A 25,786-nucleotide genomic window follows, 5' to 3' on the forward strand; every position below is an offset into this window, starting at 1 on the left:
TCCGCGCGACGAGGCGGCTCAGGCCGGGACCGGCTCCGCGGCGCGGACCGGGGTCGGGCCGGCGCGGTAGGCGGCCGACGCCTCCTCGGTCCGCCAGCACGCGACCTGATGGCCGGGGGCGATCTCGCCCACCGGCGGCATCTCCCGGCGGCAGCGCTCTTCGGCAAGGAAGCAGCGCGGCGCGAAGGGGCAGCCCGGCGGGCGATTGGCGAGATCGGGCGGGCTCCCCGGGATCGTCTGCAGGCGGGAGCCTTTGGCCAGCGCCCCCTCGGCCCGGCTGCGCAGCAGGCCGATCGTGTAGGGGTGGTGCGGGTTCAGGACCACCTGATGGGCGGTCCCGGTCTCGACGATCTTGCCGGCGTACATCACGGCGATCCGGTCGGCGACCTCCACGGCCGCGCCGAGATCGTGCGTGACGATCACGATCGACAGGCCGAGGTCGCGCTGCAACTCGCGCAGGAGCAGCAGCACCTGGATCTGCACGGTGGCGTCGAGCGCCGTGGTCGGCTCGTCGGCGAGCAGCACCTGCGGCCGGCAGGCGAGCGCCAGGGCGATCATGGCGCGCTGGCGCATACCGCCCGACATCTCGTGCGGGTAATTGTCGAGACGCCGCTCCGGGCTGGGGATCCGCACCCGCTCGAATAGAGCGAGCGCCCGCTTGCGGGCCTCGTCCTTCGAGATCTTTTCATGGCGGAGGATCGCCTCGGTGATCTGCCGTCCGACCGTGTAGACCGGGTCGAAGGCGAGCAACGGCTCCTGGAATATCATCGAGACCGCGCCGCCGCGGAAGTCGGCGAGCTGGCGCTTGGTCAGCGCCTGCACGTCCCTCCCGGCGGCCAGGATCTGGCCTTCGATGCGGCTGCGCCCGTCCGGGAACAGGCGGAGGATCGAGCGGAGCGTCACGCTCTTGCCCGAGCCGGACTCGCCGATGAGCGCCAGGGCCTGCCCGCGTTCGACGGTCAGATCGACGCCGTCGGCGACCTGTACCTTGCCAAAGGCGACCCGGAGATTCCTGAGGGCGACAGCGGGTTCTGAAGGAGACATCGGGTTGCTCATGCCGCGAGCGCCTGGGTCGGTGCCGCGGAATGGCCGGAGCCGGGTTGCCGGGCGAGGCAGGCGACGCGATGCAGCGGCTGGATCGCGTCGAGCGGCGGCTCCTTCTGGCTGCAGATCCCCTCCGCGAGGGCGCAGCGCGGATGAAAGCGGCACCCCGTGGGCGGGTCGATCGGGTTCGGCGGGTCGCCCTGCAGCAGCGCGGCCTGGGTGCGGTTGTCGGGATCGAGCGACGGCATCGAGGCGAGCAGCGCCCCGGTATAGGGATGGGCCGGCGCGTCGAGCACCGTGTCGGACGGGCCGATCTCGGAGACCCGACCGAGATACATCACCATCACCCGGTCCGAGATGAAGCGCACGACGTTCAGGTCGTGGCTGATGAAGATGTAGGTCAGACCGAACTCGGCCTTGAGGTCGAGGAGCAGGTTGAGCACCTGCGCCTCCACGGACTTGTCCAGCGCCGACACGGCCTCGTCGAGCAGCACCAGCCGCGGCTCCAGGGCGAGAGACCGGGCGATGTTCACCCGCTGGCGCTGGCCGCCGGAGATCTCGTGCGGGTAGCGGCCGGCGAAGCGTTTCGGCTCCAGGCCGACCCGGGCGAGAAGCGCGCGGGCGCGCTCCACGGCTTCCCGGCTGGAGACGCCGTTGACCTTCGGGCCGAAGGCGATCGACTGCTCGACGGTCATGCGCGGATTGAGCGACGCGTAGCTGTCCTGGAAGACCATCTGGACCTCGCGGCGGTAGGCCCGCCAGGGCATGGCGCGCTCGCCGATTGCCTGGCCGTCGTACAGCATCTGGCCGGAATCGCGCTCGATCAGGCCCATGAGCAGCTTGGCGGTGGTGGACTTGCCGCAGCCGGACTCGCCGACGATGCCGAGCGTCTCACCCTTCAGGACGTCGAAATCGACGCCGTCGACGGCGCGCACGACCTGTTTCTTGCCGCCGGCCTTGCGGACCGGGAAGTGCTTGATCAGCCCTGAGACCGACAGGAGCGGCTGGGCGGGCCCGCCGCGGTCGCGGGCGAACGGATCGGAGGCGTCCGGGATGACGCTCACTGGCGAATCTCCATGGCGGCGCGCAGGCCGTCCGAGAACAGGTTGAAGGCGATCGAGACGACGAAGATGCAGACGCCCGGAAGGGCGGCCACGACCGGATTGACGTAGATCGCGGTGCGCAGGGTGTTGAGCATCAGGCCCCATTCGGGCTCGGGCGGGCGGACGCCGAGGCCGAGGAACGAGAGGCCCGAGGCCAGGATCATCGAGACCGAGATCAGGCTGGTCGCGTAGACGAAGATCGGGCCGACGACGTTGCCGAGCACCTGCACGCGCATGATCGTCAGCGCCGAGGCCCCCGACAGCTTGGCGGCGTCGATGTAGTCGCGGCGGCGGATGCCCGTGGTGACGCTCTCGGCGACCCGGGCGATCTGGGGCACGAACACGCAGGTCAGCGAGACGATCGAGTTGAAGATGCCGGCGCCGAGCGCCCCCGACAGCGCGATCGCCAGCAGCACCGACGGGAAGGCGAAGAACACGTCGATGGTGCGCATCAGGATCGTGTTGGTCCAGCCGCCGACATAGCCGGCCAGGATGCCGATGGCCGAGCCGATCACGAAGGCGATCAGCACCGGGGTCACGCCGATGAACAGCGACAGCCGCGAGCCCAGCATCAGCCGGCTGATCATGTCGCGCCCGAGCTCGTCGGAACCGAGCCAGTAGGTGGCGTCGCCGACATGCTTCAGCCGGCGCAGCATGGAGCCCTTGTAGGGATCCATCGGGGTGATCCAGGGCGACAGGATCGCGATGAGCACGACGGCGAGGATCACGGCGCCGGCGCCCATGGCGACGGGGTCGCGCACCAGCCGGTGGCCGACATGGCCCCAGAAGCCGCGGGAGGGGGCGAAGGCGGCTTCGGGACCGTGGGTCACGTCCTCGGCGGCGAGCACGCCGCCGTCGAGGGCCACAGAGGCCGCAGTGACGGGAGCAGTCATCATCGGGCTCCGGCTCAGGCGCGCTCGATGCGCGGGTCGAGGGCGGTCTGCATCACGTCCACCAGGAGGTTGAGGACCACGAAGAACATCGCCAGCACGAGGATCGAGCCCTGGAGCAGGGGCAGGTCGCGCTGGAAGATCGCGGCGTTGAGGAGGAAGCCGGTGCCCGGCCAGGCGAACACGGTCTCGACCAGGATCGAGCCGCCGAGCAGGTAGCCGAGCTGCAGGCCCATGATGGCGAGCGCCGTCGGGGCGGCGTTGCGCACGACGTGCCGGAACACGCCGCGCTCATCCATGCCCTTGGCGCGGAGGGCCTCGGCGAAGTCCTGGGACAGGATGTCGGCGACGAGCGCCCGGACCGTGCGGGCGATGATGCCCATCGGGATCACCGACATCGTGACCGCGGGCAGGATCAGGTAGCGCAGATGATCGAAATCGGGCCGCCAATTGCCCGAGCCGTCGGGCCCGGCGCCGGTCGGCGGCAACCAGCCGAGAGTGGCCGAGAACACGATCACCAGCACCATGCCGAGCCAATAGTGCGGCACGCTCACGCCGAAGACCGAGAGGGCCGAGGCCGCCCGGTCTGCCAGCGAGTTCCGGTGATAGCCCGCCACGAAGCCGAACAGCGTGCCGAAGGTGAAGCCGATCACGGTCGCCACCGAGGCGAGGATCAGCGAGTTCACCACGGCGCGGCTGACCTCGCCCAGCACCGGCCGTCCGGTGGCGATCGAGACGCCGAGATCGCCATGCAGCACGTGCCACAGCCAGATCAGATACTGGACCGGCAGCGGCTTATCGAAGCCGTAGGCGGCCCGCATCTCGTCAATGGTGGCCTGGGTTGCGTCGGCCGGCAGCACCGCGCTCAGGGGATCGCCCGGCGCGAGGTGAACGAGGAGGAAGCAGACGACGCTGACCCCGAACGCCACGGGGGTCACGTAGACCAGTCGTTTGAGGATGTAGAGGAGCATTCAAGGACCTGTTGTCGACACAGCCGAGGCTATTCCCCTCCCCCTTGTGGGGAGGGGTCAGGGGTGGGGGTGGTGCAGAAGGAACCCGATCGCGCGATCCTGCATCACCTCCACCTTCGGCTCCTCCCCGCAAGCTTGAGCGAACCCGGGCAGGCCCGGGATCGCCAGGGAGGAGAGATCTCTGGTCCGACTACCGCCCCGCCGTCGCGATGGTGATCTTCGAGAAATCCTGGAACCAGTTCTGCGCCTGAACGAAGCCCTTCACCTTGGGGCTCATTGCCCGCGGATTTACGTCGTGCGTGATCATGATGAACAGTGCATCGTCGACGTACTTCTCGTGGATCTTCTCCAGAACCTTCGTCTGCTCGGCCTTGTCGAAGGTGTTGCGGACCTGGTCGAACAGCTTGTCCATCGCCGGATCGCAGTAATAGCCCCAGTTCGTGCCGTTCGGCGGGGCGAAGTTGCACTGCAGGTGGCGGATAAAGCCGGTGAACGGATCCTGGATGAAGTACGAGTAGTTGATCGCCGAGACGCCGCGCGAGATGTCGGCTTTGGCACCGGCCCGCCAGATGTTGATCAGCGTGTTCCACTCGACCACCTCGTAATCGACCTGGATGCCCACGTCGGCGAGGTTCTGCTGGACGAACTCGTTCATCGGCAGCGGCTGCATCTGGCCCGAGCCCGAGGCCGAGATCGCGACCTTCAGCTTCAGCGGCTTGGCGGGGCTGTAGCCGGCTTCGGCGAGCAGCTTCTTGGCCGCCTCGGGATCGTACTTCACGTCGAAGGTCGGGTGGCCGAACCACTGGTGGCCGGGCGGCATGAAGCCCTTGGCGGGGATGGCGAGGCCGCCGAGCAGCTCCTTCAGCCCGTCGCGGTCGATGGCAAGGTTCGCGGCCTTGCGCACGCGGACGTCGTTCCAGGGCGAGCCCTCGACCCGCGACAGGTGCCACGTCCAGTTATGCGGATAGGCGTTGGTGACGATGGTGAAGCCGGCGCTCTTGAGGGAGGCCACGGAATCGGGTGCCGGCGCCTCGATCCAGTCCACCTGGCCGGAGCGCAGGGCCGCGGTCCGGGCATTGGCCTCGGGCAGCGGGATCAGCACGAGCTTGTCGAGCTTCGGGACGCGGTTCGTGTCCCAGTAGTCCTTGAACGGCACCATCTCGGCGCGCTCGCGCGGGGCGAACAGGGTCAGCTTCCACGGGCCGGTGCCCGAGGGCTGCTTGGCGAAGGCGTCCCAGGACTTGCCGAGCTTCTCCCACTGGGCCGGAGACGACATCATGATCCAGGCGATCTGGTAGGGCAGCGTCGCGTCGGGGGCCTTGGTGGTGATCTCGACGGTCAGCGGGTCGACGGCGCGATAGCTGGCCACGGCCGGGATTCGGGTCTTGCCCTGCGCGGACTGGCGCGGGTCGTATTGCGGCGCGTCGGCCTTCAGGAGCTTGTCGAGGTTCCAGACCACCGCGTCGGCGGTGAAGTCGGAGCCGTCGTGGAATTTGACGCCCGGCCGCAGCTTGAACGTCCACTTGGTCTTGTCGGCGGCGTCGACGCCCCAGCTGCTGGCGAGGCCGGGGACGAGGTCGGAGGCGCGTTCGGCGCTCGACAGGTCCCAGTTAATCAGGCCGTCATAGACCGTGTAACCGAGGAACCGCATGCCCTCGCCGCCATTGTCGGTCTGGCCGGTGGTCAGCGGGATGTCGGAGGCGGTCATGCCGATCCGCAGCGTTCCCTGCGCGAGGGCGGCGGTGCTCGCGGAGAGCGCCAGGACACCGGCCAGCGCCGCACGGGCGCCGAGATTTCTCAAACGGGACAGCATCTTGGGTCGGGTACTCGCGTTGGTCCGGACCTGACGGGCCCGGGATACGCTCGACCGTATGCAAGCCCGCGGCCAGTCAGTCCGCACCGCGTGACGCGGCTGTCCGGCGCCTATTCGGCGTCGATCAGGCTCACATGGGCGGCGACCACCCGCCAGCCCTCCGGGAAGCGGACCCAGGTCTGGCTCTGCCGGCCGATCTTTCCGGGCACGCTCGTGCGGGTGAACAGCGTCATGGCGGTGGCGAAGTCGCGCCCGTAGGTGGTGATCTGCGTCTGCGCCAGAACGCGCTCCAGGCCCACCGGCGAGCGGGCCCGGCGGAAGGTGCGGATCGCGTCCATGCCGTACAGGTTCTCGCCGATCCCGTAGCGGATGGTCAGCGGATCGTCCCGGAACAGCGCCTCCAGGGTCGGGACGTCGTTGGTGGTGAGCGCAGTCTCGTAGGACCGGAAGGCGGCCTCGACCTCGGCCCTGACGGCGGGATCGCCGATGACCATCAGGCGAGCTCCGCGATGGGTGCCGTGCAGATGCCGGTCCGTTCGAGATGGCGTGCGACGCGCAGGGCGAGATCCTCGCGCCAGGGGGCAGCAATCACCTGCACGCCGAGCGGCAACCCGTCATCGAGCCAGACCGGCGCCGCTACCACGGGCAGGCCGATGAACGAGATCGGCTGCGTGAACACGCCGATATTGGCCCGCACGGGCAGCGTCACGCCGTCGAGGACGAAATGCGTCTGGCCGCCCTTCGGTGCCCGGCAGGGCGTGGTCGGGGCCAGGATCACGTCGACGGTGTCGAACACCTCCAGCACGCGCGCCCGGTACCAGCGGCGGAAGCGCTGCGCCCGCTCGACATGGGGCGCGGGTAGCATCGCCCCGGCAATCAGCCGGTCGCGCACGGCCGGGTCGAAATCCTGCGGTCGGGTGCGCAGGCGGTCGAGATGGAGCGTCGCACCCTCGGCGGCGGTGATGAGGTAGGCGGCCGCGCGGGCGCGTGCCGCTTCGGGCAGTTCGACGGTGCGGCGCGCGCCGAGGGCCTCGGCGACGCGCGCCACCGCGGCGAAGACTTCCGGATCGCCGCCGCGCGCGAAGTAGCCTCCCGCCACCGCAATCCGCAATCCGTCGATCCCTGTTTCAAGGGCCGGCATGGCGGGCTCCGGCGGTCGGGTCGTCGCGACGGGGTCGTCCGGATCCGGACCCTGCATGGCGTCATAGGCGAGCGCGAGGTCGCTCACGCTCCGGGTCATGGGACCGAGATGGTCGAGACTGCCGACGAAGGGGAAGCTCCCCGCGCGGCTGAGCCGCCCATAGGTCGGTTTCAGCCCGAAGCAGCCGCAGAAGGCGGCGGGAACGCGAATCGAGCCGTTCGTGTCGGAGCCGAGCGTCAGCGGCACCATCCCGGCGGCGACGGCCGCCCCGGAGCCCCCGGACGAGCCGCCAGTCATATGGTCGAGGGCGTGCGGGTTGTGCGCGTCACCGTCGTGGACGTTCTCGCCGGTGAAGTCGTAGGCGTATTCGCCCATGTTGAGGGCGCCGACCAAGATCGCCCCGGCCGCCTCCAGGCGTCGAACCAGGGTGCCGTCACGGCTGGCCGGCGGTCGCTCCCGGTTGATCTTCGAGCCTGCACGGGTCGGCAGGCCCGCGATGTCGATCAGGTTCTTCACCGCGAAGGGCACGCCCGCGAGCGGTTTGGGCGGGCCGCCCCCGTCCAGGGCGTCATCGAGCGCGTCCGCCTGCGCCAGCGCACGCCCGCCAAGCACGTCGGTGAAGGCATTGACGGATGGATCGTGGCGGCCGATCCGAGCCAGAGCCTCGGTCACGACGTCCCGCGCGCTGCGCTGCCGACGATTGACCGCGTCGGCGAGCGCCGCCGCGCTCAGGGGGTGGGGCGCGCTCATGCCTCGAAGCTCGGCGCAGCTTCGACCTCATCAGCAAGCGGGAAATCGCTCACCAGCTCGGCGGCTTTCGCCAGAACGCGGAGGTTGGCGGTGATGGAGTCCATCCAGCGTGGATCGAGGGGCAGCCCGAGCAGCGGGGTCACGGCTGCGGCAAAAGCTTCAGGATCGAAGGTTGCGGATGGGTCGAGCATCGGGGTTCTCGCGTTGTCCTCGGTACGCTGCCGGGACTGATCTTTAGCAGGGCTCATGCCGCGGACGGCGTTTTTCGGACTTTTACCGAGTATGCCTCATTTTGAGGCACGATAACGCGCCCTTCGATCGAGATGGAGCCGCAACCTCGGTTTGCCTATTTCGTAGGCGGCCGGTTGGCGTTCCTTTGTTGGCCCGGCCGTCCGGTCATTCTGAGGCTTCATTGAGCCACGCCGCTCGCAGGTCTACTTGCGGCATGGTTGGGCCAACCATGTGGCTGGCGTTCGTGCATGCACGGTCGGCTCCGCCCCATGAGCCACCCGTCGCCCGGAAAGCCAGGGTGGGCGCCGCTCGACCACACGCACCCAGCAGCGATCAATGGCTTCTACAACGATCAAGTATCCGATGTGAAATTTGCAGACGTGGGTTGCTGCTTGCGAATGCGCTGCGGCCACTGCGCTTTGCTGTTGAGCGTGTCTGCAATCGCGTGTGGGAGTCGGGCTCACCTTTGTACGCATCGAGCAGCGCTGGTGAGACAGCCCCTCAACCTTGCCGCTCATCCTTGAGCGACATATGTGAAGATGGCAATCAGAGAGCGGCATGACCTCGTACTCTGTTCCCGACAGGTGGGCCCCCGATGCCTTGAGGTTTTTCGGCACCGGTCGGCAAAATCCATACAGAGATCGCCAGGATTGTCGCATTGCACCCGTTGGGCGCAGATCGACGCGATTGCGTAGGACACGCCGCTCTGGTTAAGGGCTTTCCGTTTTCGGCACATGGTCAGACCCGAGCGCTCCGGCGTGGGCCAGCGCTCGGGTCTGACCATCGGTAGAATCGATGGATCGGTGCAGTTCCAATGGCCAGGGACGCCATGGGGGCTTGCAGAGACGACGTGACCGGCTGTGCCGGAAGTCCCTGAGACACGCCCAGCGTATTAACCGAGAAAGGTCAGATGAGCGCATTCGACTACAGGAACTTCGACGACCGTCGCCAGAACTCCCAGAATGCCAAGGCCGCACTGCTGGCCAAATTCAAGGCTCGTCCGCCGGCCGACGACCCGGAGGTGATTGCCAAGGCCAAGGCTCGGGCCGAGGTCGCGCAGGCGCGTGAGGAGCGCGCCCGCGAGCGCGAGGCGGCTCGCATCGCCGCCGAGCTGAAGGCTGCCGAGGAGAAGCGCCAGCGCGAGGAGGCCGAGCTGGCCGCGCAACTCGCCCGCGAGGCGGCCGAACTCGCCGCCGCGCAGGAGCGCAAGTCGGCTGACCTTGAGGCCAAGAAGGCGCAGCGCGACGCCCGTTACGCCGCCCGGAAGGCCAAGGCCAAGATCAAGCGCTGAGCGCTGATCGACAGTCATCCGAAGTCCCGCGATCAAACGACGCCCGCCCCCAAAGCGGGCGTCGTTGCGTTTGCGGAGCTGGGCGATCGGCAACCTTCGCGCGTGCCCCTGCGTTGAGGGCCGCCGTAAGGTTGACCACAGCCGATGCGGCCCTCCGACGAGACGAACATGATGTCCCGACTTGTTCTGGTGATCGCGCCTGTCGTGCTCTGGTCGAGCGGCGCCTGCGCTCAGACGGCAGACGTCACGGCCTGCGACACCCTGCTGGCCGCGCGCCGGATCGATGCCGCCGGGTCGGGGCACCAAGGCCCGTCGGAGGCCGGATGCCGCCGGATCGCGCGCCGTGAGATCGGGACCGTGGAACAGCGAGCGATGATCGGCGGCGCGCCCTATGAATGCATGACCATTGCCGGCGCGGGTCGATGCCTCTGGATCGTGCCTTGAGCTTGGCTTGCGGCGGGCCCGCCGACCGAAGCCAGCAGTCTGACGAAGCTTCACGGGTCGCAAAGGTGCTCTATTTCCGCCTTTCGACCGCGTGAGGACAGCATTCCGTATGCCGAATATTTGGGGAAGAGGGACGCGTCCCGCATTGATCGCGTCCGGGATCCTGATGGGATCGATCCTGTGGGTCGGATCGGTGCGTGCCGAGCCGCCGATCCGCAGTCCCGAGGACGCGGCCTGCCGGATGGAGGCGCGCGCGAAGGTCTTCTCCGCGCCGAATCCAAGCGGTCTGGGGATCGAGGATGTCGGGCGGCAGATCTACTTCGCCTGCATGAAGCGGATCAGCCCAGCCTCGGTCCAGACCGCGCGGCGCTCAGGCCGCCGACATCGTCACCGACATCGGCGGCACTGACGCGCGGGATTCGGCATTCGGGCATTGAGCGGCGCGCCGATCCGGGCGCGCAGTTGCAGGCGCAGCGCCTCGTTGCCGCCCTCCGCCTCCAGCGCCGCCATCAGGCGGAGGAGCTGGCTCAAGGGTGTTGATCGGCTGCCGACCGCCTCTGCGATCTGCTCCGGCAGGGTCTTGGCTCCCGGCACGAAGCGCAAGGCCGGGCTGGCCTGGTGAGTCTGGGGCATACGAGGCGCTCGTCCTTCGAAAGGATCCAGATTGGCGGGCGGCTCGCTACGCCTTTCGGCCGGGTGACACCAGCCCCTTTCGTCGGATTGCGTAGCCGGCATCATGCTCCGTTACCGCAGCGCAACAGCGTGGCGGGAAACTGTGGATGACGGTGCGTAAAACGCGGCGATGGCTTGCCAGAGCAGCCGTTCAGCCGGTTGCCAGCAAGGACTGCTCGAACCCGTCGAGCAGGTCCTGCGGATCGCGGTAGATCGCCACGCAGCCCGCGGCGGAAAGGTCCGCTTCCGGGAAGCCGCCGCAGAGGACGCCGATCGTGCGCAGGCCCGCTTTCGCCGCTGCCTCCGCGTCGTAGGGGGTGTCGCCGATGACGATGATCGCGCTTGGCGGGATCCCGTCGAGCTTCTTCAGCGCCGCTTCGAAGATGTCCGGATGCGGCTTCGAGCGGTCCGCGTCGTCCGAGCTGGTGGCGACGTCGGCGAGGTCGCCGATCTCCAGAATCTCCGTGTAGCGCTCGACCTCGGCGCGCTTGCCTGAGGACGCCAGGGCGATCTTCAAGCCAGCCTCGCGGATCCGTTCGAACAGCGCGCGGACACCGGGGAATGGTCGAACCTCGGGCAGGTACTTCTGCTTGAAGAGGTCCGAGCGGTACGCCTCGATCGTCTTCCCTTCACGGTCGATCCGCGCCTGCGGAAGGAAGACGGGCATCAGCTCGTCGCCGCCCTTGCCGATCTGGCTGCGGACCTCCGCCGGGTCGGTTTCCACGCCGAAATGCGCGAACGCCTCGACCCAGGCGCGTGCGTGCAGATCGACGCTGTCGAGCAAGGTCCCATCGATGTCGAAGATCACCGCGCGCATCGCAGCCTCATCGCGGTGCACGGCGCCCGCATCAGCGCAATCAACCGGATGGAGACCGGCCTGTTCCGTCGGTGACCGCCTAAACGGCGGAAGCCCGCCCCGGGTCGCAGGGCGGGCTTCCGTCGAATGCTCGGTCGCGCCGAAGCGCGGTCGCTTCAGTGCATCGAAGCCGGAGCGCGCGCGGGCTTCGCCTTGGCGGCGAGGCCCGCCGTTACGGCGGCCTTGGAGGCCCGGGCAGGCTTCGGCGCGGCCGGCTTGGCGGCTGCCTTGGTGGCGGGCTTCGGCGCGGCGACCTTCGCGGCGTCCTTGGACGCGACGGCCTTCGCAGGAGCCTTCGAAGTAGCCTTGGCGGCGGTCTTGGTCGTGGACTTGGTCGCGGGCTTGGCAGCCTTCGGGGCCGCAGCCTTCACGGTCGCCTCGGCGGCGACGCCGGCCGCCAGCATGGCGTTGGCGCGCAGCTCGGCTTCGGCGCGGAGCCAATGCGCGGCGGCCTGCCCGTGAATCCGGCCCTCGTTCTCCCAAATGTAGTACGCGCATTCGCGCACGTGGTGCTCGCTGATCTGCATGCGGTGATCTCCTCAACGTCCCGCATGCAACGATGGGAGGCGAGGGTTAAGCGTCGGTTAACCCTGCTGTCCGCCGCGCGGCGCAGGATGCATGAGCAGCACCGCGACTGCTTCCGCCGACGGACAACGCCGCGGGGACCACGTGCCGGAACACCTCCCCGTTCAGCGGCCTCGGCGCGGGGTCAGGTCCCCCGGGATGACGAGGGCTCGCCCGGCACGCGCAAGCCATCGTGCGGTCTCAGGATCCCTGGCTGGGGATCCCCAGGACGCGACGCGCCTCGGTCAGCAGCACAGCGTGCCGTGCGGCCCCGGGGCCATGATCTGGCGCCTCACGCCCAGCGCGGGCGATGAGATCCTGAAACCGTCGGCGATCGAGGGCGCGTGCACCGATGCTCGCGAGGACGGCACCCAGAACCGTGCGGACCGCCTCGGCGCGCTCGTCGGCTTCGGCCACGGCCTCCGCGGCGCGCGACGCGGCCGCCTCGCGCTCCGCGGCAAGCGCGGCCACCTGGGCGCCGGCGGCGTCGCATTCAGCCGCGAGGCGCTGTCTGGCCTGCCAGGTCTGATCGTGCTGGTGCGTGCGCACGGCGAGCAGCACCTTCAAGGACGCCGCCTCTGCCAGGGCGGCCTCGAGCCTGGCCTGAACTGCGCGCAGCTCTGTCGCCAGATCCTGCGCGCGCGTCTCGTCCCCGGTCACATCCAAAGCCGGCTCCTCTGGCACCACGATTGGTGTCGTCCTGTCGCGGGATCGGCGGAATGTCCACTCTCCCGGCCCCACGCCCAGGTTGAGAAAATTCGGTCGCCGGTCCACATGAGACGCGGTGCCTCGCGGCGCCTGTCCCGGCCGGCCTTGAACCGGCGCAGCGGAGTGAAGCCCATCATGTTCATCCAGACCGAAGCTACGCCGAACCCGGCGACCCTGAAGTTCCTGCCCGGCCGCGTGGTCCTCGCTGAAGCGACCTTCGAAGCCCGTGACGCCGAGGCTGCCGCCCGCTCGCCGCTCGCGGCGGCGCTGTTCGCCGTGCCGGGCGTGTCCGGCGTCTATTTCGGGCACGATTTCATCTCCGTCACCAAGGCGGAGGACGGCTCCGACTGGGCGCAGGTGAAGCCTGCCGTGCTCGGCGCGATCATGGAGCATTTCCAGTCCGGCGCGCCGGTGATGGCCGAGGGCGGCCACGGCGAGATCGAGGCCGGCGACGAGTTCTACGATGAGGCCGACCACGACACGGTCGTGACCATCAAGGATCTGCTCGAAACCCGCGTCCGGCCGGCGGTGGCGGGCGATGGCGGCGACATCACCTTCCGCGGCTACAAGGAGGGTGTGGTCTACCTGGAGATGAAGGGCGCCTGCTCGGGCTGCCCGTCCTCGACGGCGACCCTCCGGCACGGCGTGCAAAACCTGTTCCGGCACTTCCTGCCGGAGATCCGTGAGGTCCAGGCCATCTAAGCGGCCGCTGCGCGGCGGTTCGGCATCGGATCCTGCGTCGCCAGAGCGTCGGGAACCGCGACCGCCGCGACGCTTGAAGGCGCGCCTTTCAGAGGCGCGCCGACCGGCGCAAGCCGGCAACACTCCACCGCAGATGCAGGTGCTGCCGCCGCCGCGACGCTGACGGGACGGCCATTTTGCTCTAACGCTTGAGACTCTTCGCGCCCCTCGGGGCCGCAGGGAGGCGGCGGCCGGTCCGGACCGGCATGCGGGAGTGAGCGTGCGTATTCTTGCCATCGACACGGCGCTGGACCATTGCGCCGCCTGCGTAACGGCAGACGATGCCGAGGCGCCGCTCTCCGCCGAGACGCTCCCGATGGCGCGGGGCCACGCCGAATCCCTGCTGCCGCTGATCGAGCGGGTCATCGCCCGTGTGGAGGGTGGTTTCGCGGCGATCGACCGCGTCGCCGTCACGGTCGGACCGGGCAGCTACACCGGACTGCGTGTCGGCCTCTCGGCCGCCCGAGCCATCGGGCTCTCGACCGGAAAGCCTGTCGTCGGCGTCGGCACGCTCTCGGCGCTGCTCGCGCCGCTTCTGGCCGAGACCTTCGAGGGGACGATCGCGGCCGCCATCGATGCCCGGCACGGGGCCGTCTACGTCCAGGCGCTGGGCCACGGCGAGGGCTTGGCGCCCGCTCATCTGGCGGTCGAAGAGGCCGCCGAGCGGCTCGGACGCGGACCGGTGGTCCTGACCGGGTCTGGAGCGCCGATCCTCGCGACCGCGTTGGCCGAGCGCGGCGTGACCACCCGTGTCGCCGGTGTCGGCGGCCCGGATATCGCCGCCGTCGCATCGCTCGGCCTCGTGGCCGATCCGGCTCAGGCGCTGGCGCGTCCCCTCTACCTGCGCGGCCCCGATGCGCGGCCCCAGGACCACGCGCGGATCGCCCGGCGATGACGCGTCCGCTTCCGTTCTGGCCCTTCGATTGGTGGTTCGCGTGGTGGGACGCGCTGACCCCGGAGCCCTACGTGGCGCCGCTGACGGACGCCGCGCAGGCCCCTGCCCTCGCCCGCCTGCACGCCACAGCCTTCGCCCGGCCCTGGGATGCGCATGAGTTCGAGCGGATGCTCTGCGAGCGCTCGACCCAGGCACACGGCCTCTGGCGGACGGGGACCCTGCAGGGATTCGTGCTCTCGCGTCGGGCGGCCGACGAGGCGGAGATCCTGACGGTCGTGCTGTCTCCGGCGCTCCGCGGCGGCGGACACAGCCGCAAGCTCCTCCGCGAGCACTTGTCGAGCCTCGCGCTCGCCGGCGTCGCGCGGGTCCATCTGGAGGTGGACGAAGGCAACGCCCCGGCGTTGCGGCTCTACGCCCGCAACGGCTTCCGGCAGGTCGGTGCGCGCACCGGCTATTATCTCAAGGCCGACGGCAGCCGGGCGACCGCGCTGACGATGAGCGCCGACCTGTGACGCCGTGAGCCGTTTCGGCCTCGCCTGGCGCGTCGCGGCCCTCGCCTTCGCCTTCGCGGTCCTGGGACCGCCGCACTGGCTGGCCCTGCGGCTCCTGGGCCGCCGCGCGACCCTGGCGCCGATCCTGTTCCACCGCGTGTTCCTGCGCCTGTTCTCGGTCCGGGTGACGCAGAGCGGGACGCCACCCGCCCCCGGCGAGGCGGCTCTGGTGCTCGCCAACCACGTGTCCTGGCTCGACATCGTCGCGATCGGCTCGCTGCGCCCGCTCTCCTTCGTGGCGAAGTCGGAGATCGCCGGCTGGCCGGTGATCAGCGCGCTCGCGGCGCTGCAGCGCACGATCTACATCGACCGGCAGCGGCGCGGCGCGACGGCCGCGGTCAGCACGGCGATGGGACATCGCCTGGCCGAAGGTGAGCTGGTGGTGCTGTTCGCCGAGGGTACGACCGGTGACGGCACCCGGCTCCTGCCGTTCCGCTCCTCCCTGGTCGGCGCGGCCCGGGCGGCCCTGCAGGCCGAGGCCGGGCGCGGTCGGGTCCGCCTTCAGCCCTTGGCGATCACCTATCCCCGGCGCAACGGCCTTCCGGTGACGCGCGCCGAGCGCGTCGAGATCGCCTGGTACGGCGACATGGAACTGGCGCCGCACGTCGCCGCCTTCGTGCAGGGCGGCCCCATCGACGTGCATGTGGTCTGGGGGGCGCCGATCGCCTTCGAGGCCAGCACCGATCGGAAGGCGGCCACGGCCGCCGCCGAGGCCGAGGTCCGGGCCGCTCTGCGGGGCGTCGGTGCGGCGACCGGAGACAATGCGCCCGCGCCGGGCACCAGCCGGCGCCTCCCGACCTCGGCCTGCGCGGCGCCGAGATCGCGCCGGTCTGACCGGGGCCGGTAGGACTGAGCCTGCGCGCGGGCTTCCCGCCTGACACGGCAGGTTGAGACGCGCCGGAGGGCTCTCAGACCGCACGCTGCTACCACCGCGCTTCTGCGCGGCGCTACTTCTTCGAACCGTCACTCCGGCTCATCGTATTCTTGTCCATGGCGTCGGACTTTCCCATCGCGTCCGGCTTGCCCGCGCTGCCCTTGTGCATCGAGTCCTTGGCCATGCTGTCCTTGCTCATGGCGTTCCTGCTCATGGCGTCCTTGCCCGGGCCCTCCGCGGCAAGGGCCGGCGTTGCGGCTATCGCGGCCGCGAGCAGGGTGGCGGAGGAGAGACGGATCCAGCTGCGCATGTCGTAATCCTCGAAAATCGTGCCGCTCGTGCAGCACTCCCGAACTTTCGACGCGTCGCAATCCAAGGTTACAGCAATGGCGGCAGCGCTTGTTTGGCCAATACGTGCGCGCCCGAGCCGGTCCGCGCGCGCGGTGATCAGCGGCAGAGGCCGTGCTGAACCCCAGGTCTAAATCGGGTTAGACCTGCGAAGCTCCATAGGAATGGCCTCGAAATACATGATGCAGCGCATTGAGCGGTCCGAACCGCTCTGCTAGCTAGGCCGCAACCCGGAACAGTCGGGAATTGTGGAGGACGCCCGTTGCAAGCCTGGAATCAGGTTTACGATCCGTTCGGGAGCGCTTGGCTCTCGGCGATCGCCGCCTCAGTGCCGGTCATCGCACTGCTCGCCATGATCGCCAGCGGTCGCGTGAAAGCTCATATCGCGGCCGTCATCGCTCTCGGTCTCGCCATGCTTGTGGCGATTGCCGGCTTCGGGATGCCGACCGAACTCGCTACCCGGGCGGCCATCCTCGGGATGGTCACGGGTTTCTTCCCGATCGGCTGGATCATCCTCAACGTCATCTTCCTCTACCGGCTGACGGTGGAGAAGGGCTGGTTCGCGATCCTGCAGCAATCGGTTGCCGGCATCACGGCTGACCGGCGCCTGCAGCTGCTCCTGGTCGCCTTCGCGTTCGGGGCCTTCTTCGAGGGCGCGGGCGGCTTCGGCACGCCGGTGGCCGTCACCGGCGCGATCCTGATCGGCCTCGGCTTCTCGCCGCTCGCCGCCTCGGGCCTGTCGCTGATCGCCAACACCGCCCCGGTCGCCTTCGGCGCGCTCGGCGCTCCGATCCAGGGCCTCGCCTCGGTGACCGGCTACCCGCCCGAGATCCTCGGTGCGATGATCGGCCGGCAGCTGCCGCTGTTCTCGCTGATCGTGCCGTTCTGGCTGATCTGGGTGTTCGCGGGCTTCCGCGGCATGATCCGGGTGTGGCCGCCGATCCTGGTCTGCGGCGCCACCTTCGCGGTCGCGCAGTTCCTGATCTCGAACTACGTGAACCCGTGGATCGTCGACATCGGCGCCTCGCTCGCCTCGATGCTGGCCCTGGTCCTGTTCCTGAAGGTCTGGCAGCCCCGCGAGATCTGGACTTCGCCGGCTTTGCGCGGCCACGATCCGTCGCTCGCCGTGGCCGGTCCCCGTCCGGTGGCGCTCGGCGCCGGCGTGCCCGGCACGCCCCCGGTCCATGTCGGTGCCCGCACCGCCTCGCAGGGCGAGATCCTGATGGCCTGGGTGCCGTGGATCGTCCTCTCGGTCATCGTGGCGGTCTGGGGAACCGGTTGGTTCAAGGGCATCGTCAACCCGCTCTTCACCTGGAAGTACGAGGTGCCGGGCCTGCACAACGTGATCATGAAGGTGCCGCCGGTGGTGCCGAAGCCGGCTCCCGAAAGCGCCGTCTTCCTGTTCACCTACATGTCGTTCACCGGCACGGGCGTGCTGATCGCCGCGATCATCTCCGGCCTGATCATGCGCTTCTCGCCGCTGCGCCTCGTGACGGCCTATTTCGAGACGATCTGGGCCCTGCGCTACTCGCTGATCACGATCTCGGCGATGCTCGCGCTCGGTGTCCTCACCCGCTACGCGGGCGTCGATGCCACGCTCGGTCTCGCCTTCGCGGGCACCGGCATCCTCTACCCGTTCTTCGGGACGCTGCTCGGCTGGCTCGGCGTGGCGCTCACGGGTTCGGACACGGCCTCGAACGTTCTGTTCGGCGGCCTGCAGCGGATCACCTCCGAGCAGCTCGGCCTCTCGGGCGTGCTGATGTCGGCGGCGAACTCGTCGGGTGGCGTGATGGGCAAGATGATCGACGCCCAGTCGATCGTCGTCGCGTCCACGGCCACCGGCTATTTCGGCCAGGAGGGCAAGATCCTGCGCTTCGTGTTCTGGCACTCGATCGCGCTCGCCTGCCTCGTCGGCCTGTTCGTGATGCTGCAGGCCTACGTGCCGTTCTTCCAGCACATGGTCATCGACCTGCCCGCGGCGGCGCCGGCGGCCCACTGAAGCAAAACGGGTCACGCCGGTCGCTTACGGGCGGCCGGCGTGACTGTCCGGGAGCAGAAACGTTTTCGCGCGACGGATCCCCGCCCGGTTTCTTCGCCCCGTCACCTGGTCATTCCGGGACTGCGAAGCAGGGCACGGAATCCAGAACCACCGTCGGTGCGAGGACTTGCCGCGGCGGTGGTTCTGTATTCCGGGCTCCGCTATGCGGCCCCGGAATGATGAGGTGAATTGGGCCCACGGCTCCGCGATCGCTGCTCCCCAAATGTCCATCCTCCGCGACGGCCCGCGCGATCCGTGCTATAGGCCACCGCCGGCCGGCCCTCGCGGGGCGGCCGTGAGGATCAAAGCGGACTGGTTCAGGACGGCGCGCGTTGAAGAAGGCCTTCGTCAAATCCTACGGTTGTCAGATGAACGCCTACGACGCGGCCCGCATGGCCGACGTCCTCGGCGCTGAGGGCTACACGGCGACCGACACGGTCGAGGATGCGGATGTCGTGGTCCTCAACACCTGCCACATCCGCGAGAAGGCCGCCGAGAAGGTCTATTCGGAACTCGGCCGCCTGCGCGTCCTGAAGGGCGAGCGGAAGGCGAAGGGACTCGACACGCGCATCGTCGTGGCAGGCTGCGTCGCCCAGGCCGAGGGCGCCGAGATCCAGGCGCGCCAGCCCGCCGTCGACGTCGTGGTCGGCCCGCAGAGCTATCACCGCCTGCCGGACCTACTGACCCGTTCCCGGGAGCGCCGCGTCGCCGACACCGAATTTCCGGTCGAGGACAAGTTCAACCACCTGCCCCGGCGGCGGACCCTCGGGGCGTCGGCTTTCCTCACCGTGCAGGAGGGCTGCGACAAGTTCTGCGCCTTCTGCGTCGTCCCCTACACCCGCGGCGCCGAAGTCTCGCGGCCGGTCGCGGCCGTGCTGGCCGAGGCGGAAAAACTCGCCGAAGCGGGCGTGCGCGAGATCACGCTGATCGGCCAGAACGTCAACGCCTATCACGGGGACGGCCCCGATGGTGCGTCCGTCGGGCTCGCCGGGCTGGTGCATGCCGTGGCCCGGATCCCCGGCATCGCGCGGATCCGCTACACGACGAGCCATCCGAATGACTTCGACGATCCGCTGATCCGGGCTCATGCCGAGGTGCCGGCCCTGATGCCCTACCTGCACCTGCCGGTGCAGTCGGGATCGGACCGGATCCTCGCCGCCATGAACCGGAAGCACACCGGCGACCAGTACCGCCGGCTGATGGATCGGATCCGCGCGGCGCGGCCGGACATCGCCCTGTCGTCCGACTTCATCGTCGGCTTCCCCGGCGAGACCGACGCGGATTTCGCCGAGACCCTGCGGCTCGTGCGCGATGTCGGCTTCGAGAGCGCGTTCTCGTTCAAGTACAGCCCCCGCCCCGGCACGCCCGCCGCCGACCGCACCGATCAGGTGCCGGAGGCCGTGATGGCCGCGCGGCTCGCCGAGCTGCAAGCGCTTCTCGACAGCCAGCGCCACGCCTACCAGCGGGCGGCCGAGGGCCGGGTGTTCGACGTGCTGGTGGAGAAGCCCGGGCGGCATCCGGGGCAGGTCGCGGGCAAGACGCCGCACCTGCTCGCGGTGCAGTTCGACGCCGCGCCTCACCATATTGGACAGGTGGTGCCTGTGCGGATCACCGAGTCGGGCTCCAACAGCCTGTTCGGGCAGCTGGTCCCGGAGGCTGCGGCCGCGTGACGGAGAGGAAGATGGCGAGGATGAGGGCTTGAGCGCATCGGACGGTGCGGGCGCGCGTGGCGCCCTGCGGGGTCGCGGCCCGGCGGCGCGGCCGGCCGGATCGGACGAGGCGGTCGAGGTGCCGCTGACCTTCGACGACAACCGCCTCGCGAGCCTCGTCTTCGGCCAGTACGACCAAAACGTCGCCCATATCGAGCGCCGGCTGGAGGTGACTGCCACGGCGCTCGGCAACCACCTCGTCATCAAGGGACCGGCCGACGCGGTTGAGACGGCGCGGCGGGTGTTCCAGAAGCTCTACGCCCGGGTGCGCACCGGCGGCAGCACGCTGACGCTCGGCGACGTGGACGGCGCGATCCGCGAAGCCACCGCCCAGGCGACCCTGTTCCCGGCCGCCGAGGTCGCTGCCGAGGCCGACAAGCCGCATTTCGACCAGATCGCCACACGCAAGCGCGGCGCCGTGCGGGCGCGCAACCAGGCGCAGGACGCATACATCAAGCTGCTGCGCACCAACGAGCTGGTCTTCGCTGAGGGGCCGGCCGGGACCGGCAAGACCTGCTGGCCGTCGGCCATGCCGTGTCGCTGCTCGAGCAGGGTCATGCCGAGCGGCTGATCCTGTCGCGTCCCGCGGTCGAGGCCGGCGAGCGCCTGGGCTTCCTGCCGGGCGATATGCGCGAGAAGGTCGATCCCTACCTGCGGCCGATCTACGACGCCCTCTACGACTTCATGGAGGCGCGCCACGTCGACCGGGGCCTGCAGACCGGCACGATCGAGATCGCGCCGCTGGCCTTCATGCGCGGGCGCACCCTGACCAACGCGGTGGTGCTCCTGGACGAGGCGCAGAACACGACCTCGATGCAGATGAAGATGTTCCTCACCCGCCTGGGCGAGGGATCCCGCATGATCATCACGGGCGATCCCAGCCAGATCGACCTGCCGCCAGGCCAGAAGTCGGGCCTCGTCGAGGCCGTGAACGTGCTCGACGGTGTCGAGGGCATCGGGCGCGTGCGGTTCAAGGACGTCGACGTCGTGCGCCACGACCTCGTGCGCCGGATCGTCACCGCCTACGAGCGCGCCGCGCACGGCGATGGCGAGGCCGACCGCAACCCGAATCCCCGGCGCCGGCCGCTGGCGTGAGCATGCCGCACGAGATCGATCTCGCCGTCGAGGACGCGCGGTGGGAGACCGAAATTCCCGGCCTCGAAGCCCTCGTCGCGCGCGCCGTGGAAGCCGGCCTCGCCATCGCCCCCGAGAAGCCGGACGGCCCGGTCGCGGTCAGCGTCCTGCTGACCGACGATGCCGCCGTCCAGGAGCTCAACCGGACGTGGCGCGGCAAGGACAAGCCGACCAACGTCCTGTCCTTCCCGGCCGCCCCGCAGCCCCGGCACGACGAAGCCGCGACGCCCCTCGGCGACGTGGTCCTTGCGTACGAGACCCTGGTGCGCGAGAGTGCGGAGCAGTCGAAGCCGCTCCAGAATCACCTCGCCCACCTCCTCGTCCATGGCACCCTGCATTGTCTCGGTCAGGACCACGAGATCGGCGAGGCCGAGGCCGACGCCATGGAAGCCCTGGAGGTCGCGGCACTCGCGACCCTCGGCATCCCGGACCCCTACGCCTGAGCGCACGACGCCCGAACGCTCCCAGATCCGAGAGACATGACCAACGATCGAAGTCGCGGCGCGGCCCTGGCCGCGCCCAGTTCCACCGAGGGCGAATCCCAGAACCGGGAGCCCTGGTACGATCGCCTGCTCCAGGCGCTGCACCTCAAGCCGCGCGATTCCCTGCGCGAAGGTCTCGAGGAGGCACTCGCGGAGCCGGATGCCGGTGAGAGCGGCCTCACCCCGCTCGAGCGCGTGATGCTCAAGAACGTCCTCGGCCTGCACAAAGTGCGCGTCGGCGACGTGATGGTCCCCCGGGCCGACATCGTCGCGGTGTCCAACGACACCAGCCTCGGTGATCTGCTCAAGCTGTTCCGCACCGCGGGCCATTCGCGGCTTCCGGTCTACGGCGAGACCCTCGACGACCCGCGCGGCATGGTCCACATCCGCGACCTCGCCGACCACATCGCCGCCAAGGCCGAGCCGTCCCGGCGCAATCCGCCGGTCGCGGCGAAATCCGCCGACGCGGCCCTGGATGGCGCCGCGGACGCGTCCGCCGCCGCGCGCCCGCGGCGTCCGTCGGCGCGTCTGCCGCGCAGCCTCGATCTCGGCAAGGTCGACCTGTCGGCGACCCTGGCGGCCGCGCGCATCCAGCGGCCGGTGCTATTCGTGCCGCCGTCCATGCCGGCGATCGACCTGCTGGTGCGGATGCAGGCGACCCGCACCCACATGGCGCTGGTCATCGATGAGTATGGCGGCACCGACGGGCTGATCTCCATCGAGGATCTGATCGAGGTCGTGGTCGGCGACATCGAGGACGAGCACGACGTCGCGGAGGACAAGCAGGTCCAGCGCGTCGAAGGCGAGGACGAGGTCTTCGTGGCCGATGCGCGCACGCCGCTGGCGGAGGTCTCGGAGGCGACCGGCGTCGATCTCGCGGCCGCGGTCGGCGAGATGGCCGAGGAGATCGACACGCTGGGCGGCATGATCGTGACCCTGGTCGGCCGCGTGCCGTCCCGCGGCGAGCTGATCGCCGGACCCGGCAATCTGGAATTCGAGGTGCTCGACGCCGATCCCCGCCGCCTCAAGCGGCTGCGCTTCCACAAGGGCGCGGCGCGGATCGGCAACGTGGTGCCCCTCGCCCTGCCCCCGCCTTCGAGCCCGCCGGCCGCCGAGACACCGCATCCGTGACGGTCCCGGCGTGACGCGGTTGGTGGACGGCTACGCACGGTCCGCTGCGGTTCCGAGCGCGCCGGTACGGGACCCTGATCCCGGCCGCGCGGCCGTGCCGGGGGCCGTCCTGGCGATCGCGCGCCTGACCGGCTGGCGCCGGCTCGGGCTCGCGTGGCTCGTCGGCGCGCTCGGTGCCCTGGCGATGCCGCCCTACGGCATCGTTCCGGCCCTGGCCGTGTCGCTGACGGTCGCGGTCTGGCTGCAGGACGGCGCCGCGTCCGGCCGCACCGCGCTGCGGCGGTTCTGGCCCTGCTTCCTGATCGGCTGGGCCTGGGGCTTCGGCTATCTGACCGCCGGCCTGTGGTGGCTGGGCCGGGCTTTCCTCGTGGAGGCCGACGAGTTCCTCTGGGCCCTGCCGCTCGGCGTGATCGGCCTCCCCTTCGCCCTCGGCCTGTTCTACGGCGCGGGCTTCGGCGCCGCCGGCCTGCTGTGGAGCCGTGGAACCGCGCGGATCGCCGCCCTCGCCTTCGGGATCGCCGCCGCCGAGTGGCTGCGCGGCCATGTGTTCACGGGCTTTCCCTGGAACACCCTCGGGATGGCGCTCGCCCAGAACCTCTGGCTGATGCAGGGGGCCGCCCTGATCGGGCTCTACGGCCTGACCATTCTTGCGGTGCTCGCCTGCGCCGCGCCCGCGACGCTCGCCACCGGTCCGCGTCCGCTCGGCCGGTTCGGCCCGTCTGCCGCCGCCGCCGCCCTCCTCGCCGGCATGGCTGTCTACGGCGCCGAGCGCCTCGGGCCGCCCGATCCGGTCGTGGCCGGGATTCGCCTGCGCCTCGTCCAGCCCAACCTGCCGCAGGACGCCAAGTTCAGGCCCGAGAACCGGGCCGACATCGTCGACCGCTACATCGAGCTGAGTCAGCGGCCCGTGGAGGCCGGCGCGCCCGAGCCGACCCACATCGTCTGGCCCGAATCGGCCTTTCCGTTCCTGATACAGCGCGATCCCGATGCCCTGGCCAAAGTGGCTGCCGGCCTGAAGCCCGGGCAGCACCTGATCACCGGCGCGGCCCGCGCCGAGGAGCCCCTGCCCGGCGAGCGCCTGCGCTACTTCAACGCCGTGATGGTGATCGGGCGGGATGGCCGGATCTCCGACAGCTACGACAAGGTCCACCTCGTCCCGTTCGGCGAGTACCTGCCGGCGCCCCTCGACGCCGCCCTTCGGGCGCTCGGCCTGCGCCAGTTCGTGGCGATCCCGGGCGGCTTCTCCGCGGGCTCCCTCGTCGCCCGACAGATCCTGTCGGTGCCCGGCCTGCCGTCGGTGGCGGCGACGATCTGCTACGAGGCGATCTTCCCGCACGCGATCCTGCCCGCCGGCCACGTGGCCCCGGCGCAGGAGCCGGCGGGACTGATCCTGAATGTGACCAACGACGCGTGGTTCGGCGACACGCCGGGCCCGCGCCAGCACCTCGCCCAAGCCCGCCTGCGCGCAGTCGAGGAGGGATTACCGCTTGTCCGTGACGCCAATACCGGGATCTCCGCGGTGATCGACCCCCACGGCCGTATCCTCGGCCGCACACCCCTCGGCGAGGAGACCTGGCTCGATGCCGACCTGCCCGCCCGGATCCCCGGCGGTACGCTGTACGGCAGGTTCGGCGACACGGCGTTCGCGCTGATGCTTGCCGCCTGTCTCGGCGGCGCTCTCGTCGCGCGGCGTCCGTGACCCCGAACCGCGCCGCCCCGAGCCGCGCAACGTCGGGCCGGCTGCTGCTCGGCGTCGCGCTGATGCTGGTCGCCTTCAACCTGCGGCCGGCACTGAGCACGGTCGGCCCGCTGCTGGCCACCATCCGGGACGGCACCGGCCTGAGTGCGGGCGGGGCCGCCATTCTCACCACATTGCCGGTCCTGTGCCTGGGCATCGCCTGCGCGCTGGCGGCGCCGCTGATCCGGCGGATCGGTCCCGACCTCGCGGTCCTCGCCGGCTCGGCGATCCTGGCGGCAGGCCTCACCCTCCGCGGCCTTGGCGGGCTGGTGCCGCTCTTCGCCGGAACGGCCCTCGCGGCCATCGGCATCGGGCTCGACAACGTTCTGCTGCCCGCGCTGGTGAAGCGCGACTTCGCCGCCAGCGGCGGCCTGATGACCGGCCTCTACACCATGACCCTCTGCCTCGGTGCGGCCGCGGGGGCCGGGGCGGCGGTGCCGGTGGAGCACGCGCTCGCGGGCGGCTGGCCCTCGGCGCTCGCCATCTGGTCGCTGCCGGCGCTCGCCGCCGCCTTCCTGTGGATTCCCTTCGCCCGCCGAACGGCGTCCAGCGCGGCCCCCTCCGCCGGGCGGCTGCTCCGCAGCCCGCTGGCCTGGTGGGTGACGGGCTTCATGGGCCTGCAATCGTCGCTCGCCTACATCCTGTTCGGCTGGCTGCCGCTGCTCCTGCAGGGACGCGGCCTCAGTGCGCTGGATGCCGGGCTCTACGCGTCGCTCACGACGCTGGTTCAGGCGCCCGGGGCGCTGCTGACCGCCATGCTGGCCGCCCGCGCCCGGGATCAGCGGGCCTGGATCGTCGCCATCCCGGGCCTCACCGCCGCGGCCTTCCTAGTCCTCGCCTTCGGGGCCGATTGGCTGCGCATCCCGGCTGCCGGCGCGCTGGGCTTCGGGATCGGCGGCTGCTTCGGCCTGGGGCTGACCCTGATCGTGCTCCGCGCCGCCGACGCGGCCAGTGCCGCCGGTCTCTCCGCCATGGCGCAGGGCATCGGCTATACCGGCGCTTGCCTGGGCCCGCTGGTCTTCGGCCTTGCCCATGACGCCACGGGCGGCTGGGGCGTGCCGGGGGCCTTGTTCGTCGGCATCGCCACGGCGGCCATCCTGATTGGTCAAGCCGCCGGTCGCGACCGCAAGGTCAACGCGGCCGAACCGGCGCCGAACGGCGCATCGGCTCAGCCGCTGACCTCGCTCCAGCCGGCAAACCCGGCCAGCGGTTCCTGATCGTAGCGCGCCATCAGGTCGGTCATCGCGGCCTGATCCGCGAGGCGGCCTTCCGCGGCCAGCCGCGCCAGGCCCTCGAAAAAACCCTCGCGGCCCAGCGCCGGCGCGAAGCTCAGGGTGAAGCGCACCGGCCGATCGCCGCGATTGGCGAAGGCGTGCGCGACGCCGGGCGGGATCAGCGCGAAATCGCCGGGGCCGAGGTCGTGATCCGCACCGTCGACGCGGAGCGCGAGCCGGCCTGCCTCGACCGCGAAGGTCTCGGTCAGCCGGGCGTGGCGGTGAAGACCGGCGCCCGGCGCATGCGGATCCATGTCGACCCGATAGATGCCGAGGCCGTCGGCCGTCTCGTCGCTGCGCGCCAGATACGTGATCCGCATCCCGCCAATGATGGCGTCCGGGCCCGGACCGTGGTGCACGTGACTCGCCATCGCCGCCCTCGCCCGATCTCCA

Annotated in this window: 27 protein-coding genes and 1 pseudogene; 14 read left to right on the forward strand and 14 right to left on the reverse strand. The window is 70.1% G+C overall.

Annotated elements, in window-relative coordinates:
- Positions 1-18: 18 nt before the first annotated feature.
- The 8 genes from M6G65_RS12910 to M6G65_RS12945 form a co-directional block, all read right to left on the reverse strand.
- On the reverse strand, positions 19-1,044 hold the full coding sequence (locus M6G65_RS12910; RefSeq protein WP_250104017.1) for an ABC transporter ATP-binding protein: 1,026 nt from the start codon (positions 1,042-1,044) through the stop codon (positions 19-21).
- An 8-nt stretch (positions 1,045-1,052) separates the two neighbouring features.
- On the reverse strand, positions 1,053-2,108 hold the full coding sequence (locus tag M6G65_RS12915) for an ABC transporter ATP-binding protein (protein WP_238195480.1): 1,056 nt from the start codon (positions 2,106-2,108) through the stop codon (positions 1,053-1,055).
- The gene (locus M6G65_RS12920; protein WP_238195611.1) at positions 2,105-3,040 is read right to left on the reverse strand and encodes an ABC transporter permease; all 936 of its coding nucleotides are present in this window, start codon (positions 3,038-3,040) and stop codon (positions 2,105-2,107) included. The genes M6G65_RS12915 and M6G65_RS12920 overlap by 4 nt, the downstream gene beginning before the upstream one ends.
- A gap of 14 nt (positions 3,041-3,054) precedes the next feature.
- Positions 3,055-4,008 (reverse strand): ABC transporter permease, encoded by a 954-nt coding sequence (locus M6G65_RS12925; protein WP_250104018.1) that lies wholly within the window; start codon positions 4,006-4,008, stop codon positions 3,055-3,057.
- Between the two features lie 190 nt (positions 4,009-4,198).
- Positions 4,199-5,821: an ABC transporter substrate-binding protein gene (locus M6G65_RS12930; RefSeq protein ID WP_238195479.1), complete on the reverse strand. Its 1,623-nt coding sequence runs from the start codon at positions 5,819-5,821 to the stop codon at positions 4,199-4,201.
- A 110-nt stretch (positions 5,822-5,931) separates the two neighbouring features.
- Positions 5,932-6,315, reverse strand: a complete 384-nt coding sequence (gene hpxZ, locus M6G65_RS12935; protein WP_250104019.1) for an oxalurate catabolism protein HpxZ — start codon at positions 6,313-6,315, stop codon at positions 5,932-5,934.
- Positions 6,315-7,712 (reverse strand): AtzE family amidohydrolase, encoded by a 1,398-nt coding sequence (locus M6G65_RS12940; protein WP_238195477.1) that lies wholly within the window; start codon positions 7,710-7,712, stop codon positions 6,315-6,317. The genes hpxZ and M6G65_RS12940 overlap by 1 nt, the downstream gene beginning before the upstream one ends.
- Positions 7,709-7,903 carry a DUF4089 domain-containing protein gene (locus tag M6G65_RS12945; protein WP_238195476.1) on the reverse strand — a complete coding sequence of 65 codons (195 nt, stop codon included), beginning with the start codon at positions 7,901-7,903 and terminating at the stop codon, positions 7,709-7,711. Before M6G65_RS12945 ends, M6G65_RS12940 begins: the two co-directional genes overlap by 4 nt.
- Before the next feature lie 950 nt (positions 7,904-8,853).
- On the opposite strand from M6G65_RS12945, the gene M6G65_RS12950 reads away from it, so the two are divergent.
- The 3 genes from M6G65_RS12950 to M6G65_RS12960 all read left to right on the forward strand — a co-directional run bounded on the left by M6G65_RS12950 (position 8,854) and on the right by M6G65_RS12960 (position 10,087).
- On the forward strand, positions 8,854-9,234 hold the full coding sequence (locus M6G65_RS12950) for a DUF6481 family protein (RefSeq protein ID WP_192708952.1): 381 nt from the start codon (positions 8,854-8,856) through the stop codon (positions 9,232-9,234).
- A gap of 168 nt (positions 9,235-9,402) precedes the next feature.
- Positions 9,403-9,678 (forward strand): hypothetical protein, encoded by a 276-nt coding sequence (locus M6G65_RS12955; protein WP_238195475.1) that lies wholly within the window; start codon positions 9,403-9,405, stop codon positions 9,676-9,678.
- 166 nt (positions 9,679-9,844) lie between these two features.
- Complete coding sequence (locus M6G65_RS12960; RefSeq protein ID WP_238195474.1) at positions 9,845-10,087, forward strand: hypothetical protein; 243 nt, start codon at positions 9,845-9,847, stop codon at positions 10,085-10,087.
- Here the strand turns inward: M6G65_RS12960 and M6G65_RS12965 are convergent.
- The 4 genes from M6G65_RS12965 to M6G65_RS12980 all read right to left on the reverse strand — a co-directional run bounded on the left by M6G65_RS12965 (position 10,066) and on the right by M6G65_RS12980 (position 12,430).
- Complete coding sequence (locus tag M6G65_RS12965; RefSeq protein WP_238195473.1) at positions 10,066-10,311, reverse strand: hypothetical protein; 246 nt, start codon at positions 10,309-10,311, stop codon at positions 10,066-10,068. The genes M6G65_RS12960 and M6G65_RS12965 overlap by 22 nt on opposite strands.
- A gap of 190 nt (positions 10,312-10,501) precedes the next feature.
- Positions 10,502-11,167 (reverse strand): HAD family hydrolase, encoded by a 666-nt coding sequence (locus M6G65_RS12970; RefSeq protein ID WP_250104020.1) that lies wholly within the window; start codon positions 11,165-11,167, stop codon positions 10,502-10,504.
- 155 nt (positions 11,168-11,322) lie between these two features.
- Complete coding sequence (locus M6G65_RS12975; RefSeq protein ID WP_238195471.1) at positions 11,323-11,733, reverse strand: DUF2934 domain-containing protein; 411 nt, start codon at positions 11,731-11,733, stop codon at positions 11,323-11,325.
- 238 nt (positions 11,734-11,971) lie between these two features.
- On the reverse strand, positions 11,972-12,430 hold the full coding sequence (locus M6G65_RS12980) for an atp-dependent helicase (RefSeq protein ID WP_238195610.1): 459 nt from the start codon (positions 12,428-12,430) through the stop codon (positions 11,972-11,974).
- A 183-nt stretch (positions 12,431-12,613) separates the two neighbouring features.
- Between M6G65_RS12980 and M6G65_RS12985 the strand changes: the two genes are divergently transcribed.
- From M6G65_RS12985 to M6G65_RS13000, 4 genes are all read left to right on the forward strand, one after another.
- The gene (locus M6G65_RS12985; RefSeq protein WP_192708957.1) at positions 12,614-13,180 is read left to right on the forward strand and encodes a NifU family protein; all 567 of its coding nucleotides are present in this window, start codon (positions 12,614-12,616) and stop codon (positions 13,178-13,180) included.
- 259 nt (positions 13,181-13,439) lie between these two features.
- The gene (gene tsaB, locus M6G65_RS12990) at positions 13,440-14,114 is read left to right on the forward strand and encodes a tRNA (adenosine(37)-N6)-threonylcarbamoyltransferase complex dimerization subunit type 1 TsaB (RefSeq protein WP_192708958.1); all 675 of its coding nucleotides are present in this window, start codon (positions 13,440-13,442) and stop codon (positions 14,112-14,114) included.
- Positions 14,111-14,626 carry a GNAT family N-acetyltransferase gene (locus M6G65_RS12995; protein ID WP_192708959.1) on the forward strand — a complete coding sequence of 172 codons (516 nt, stop codon included), beginning with the start codon at positions 14,111-14,113 and terminating at the stop codon, positions 14,624-14,626. Before tsaB ends, M6G65_RS12995 begins: the two co-directional genes overlap by 4 nt.
- Positions 14,627-14,687: 61 nt before the next feature.
- Positions 14,688-15,512 (forward strand): lysophospholipid acyltransferase family protein, encoded by an 825-nt coding sequence (locus M6G65_RS13000; protein WP_430929572.1) that lies wholly within the window; start codon positions 14,688-14,690, stop codon positions 15,510-15,512.
- Positions 15,513-15,612: 100 nt separating this feature from the next.
- On the opposite strand, the gene M6G65_RS13005 is transcribed toward M6G65_RS13000, so the two are convergent.
- Positions 15,613-15,849 (reverse strand): pentapeptide MXKDX repeat protein, encoded by a 237-nt coding sequence (locus M6G65_RS13005; protein WP_238195469.1) that lies wholly within the window; start codon positions 15,847-15,849, stop codon positions 15,613-15,615.
- 300 nt (positions 15,850-16,149) lie between these two features.
- Between M6G65_RS13005 and M6G65_RS13010 the strand changes: the two genes are divergently transcribed.
- The 7 genes and pseudogenes from M6G65_RS13010 to M6G65_RS13040 all read left to right on the forward strand — a co-directional run bounded on the left by M6G65_RS13010 (position 16,150) and on the right by M6G65_RS13040 (position 25,336).
- Positions 16,150-17,886: an L-lactate permease gene (locus M6G65_RS13010; protein ID WP_250104022.1), complete on the forward strand. Its 1,737-nt coding sequence runs from the start codon at positions 16,150-16,152 to the stop codon at positions 17,884-17,886.
- A gap of 371 nt (positions 17,887-18,257) precedes the next feature.
- On the forward strand, positions 18,258-19,595 hold the full coding sequence (gene miaB / locus M6G65_RS13015) for a tRNA (N6-isopentenyl adenosine(37)-C2)-methylthiotransferase MiaB (protein ID WP_250104023.1): 1,338 nt from the start codon (positions 18,258-18,260) through the stop codon (positions 19,593-19,595).
- Between the two features lie 28 nt (positions 19,596-19,623).
- A pseudogene (locus M6G65_RS13020) lies at positions 19,624-20,729 on the forward strand (PhoH family protein).
- Between the two features lie 2 nt (positions 20,730-20,731).
- Positions 20,732-21,211 (forward strand): rRNA maturation RNase YbeY, encoded by a 480-nt coding sequence (gene ybeY / locus M6G65_RS13025; RefSeq protein WP_238195608.1) that lies wholly within the window; start codon positions 20,732-20,734, stop codon positions 21,209-21,211.
- A 36-nt stretch (positions 21,212-21,247) separates the two neighbouring features.
- A complete protein-coding gene (locus M6G65_RS13030) occupies positions 21,248-22,381 on the forward strand; it encodes a hemolysin family protein (RefSeq protein ID WP_250104024.1) in 1,134 nt (377 codons plus the stop codon).
- A gap of 22 nt (positions 22,382-22,403) precedes the next feature.
- On the forward strand, positions 22,404-24,080 hold the full coding sequence (gene lnt, locus M6G65_RS13035) for an apolipoprotein N-acyltransferase (protein ID WP_430929573.1): 1,677 nt from the start codon (positions 22,404-22,406) through the stop codon (positions 24,078-24,080).
- Positions 24,077-25,336 (forward strand): MFS transporter, encoded by a 1,260-nt coding sequence (locus tag M6G65_RS13040; RefSeq protein WP_250104026.1) that lies wholly within the window; start codon positions 24,077-24,079, stop codon positions 25,334-25,336. The genes lnt and M6G65_RS13040 overlap by 4 nt, the downstream gene beginning before the upstream one ends.
- On the opposite strand, the gene M6G65_RS13045 is transcribed toward M6G65_RS13040, so the two are convergent.
- Positions 25,288-25,764 carry a cupin domain-containing protein gene (locus M6G65_RS13045; RefSeq protein WP_238195463.1) on the reverse strand — a complete coding sequence of 159 codons (477 nt, stop codon included), beginning with the start codon at positions 25,762-25,764 and terminating at the stop codon, positions 25,288-25,290. The two genes, M6G65_RS13040 and M6G65_RS13045, sit on opposite strands and share 49 nt — an antisense overlap.
- Positions 25,765-25,786 lie beyond the last annotated feature (22 nt).

The sequence above is a fragment of the Methylobacterium tardum genome (assembly GCF_023546765.1).
GTDB classification, from domain to species: domain Bacteria; phylum Pseudomonadota; class Alphaproteobacteria; order Rhizobiales; family Beijerinckiaceae; genus Methylobacterium; species Methylobacterium tardum.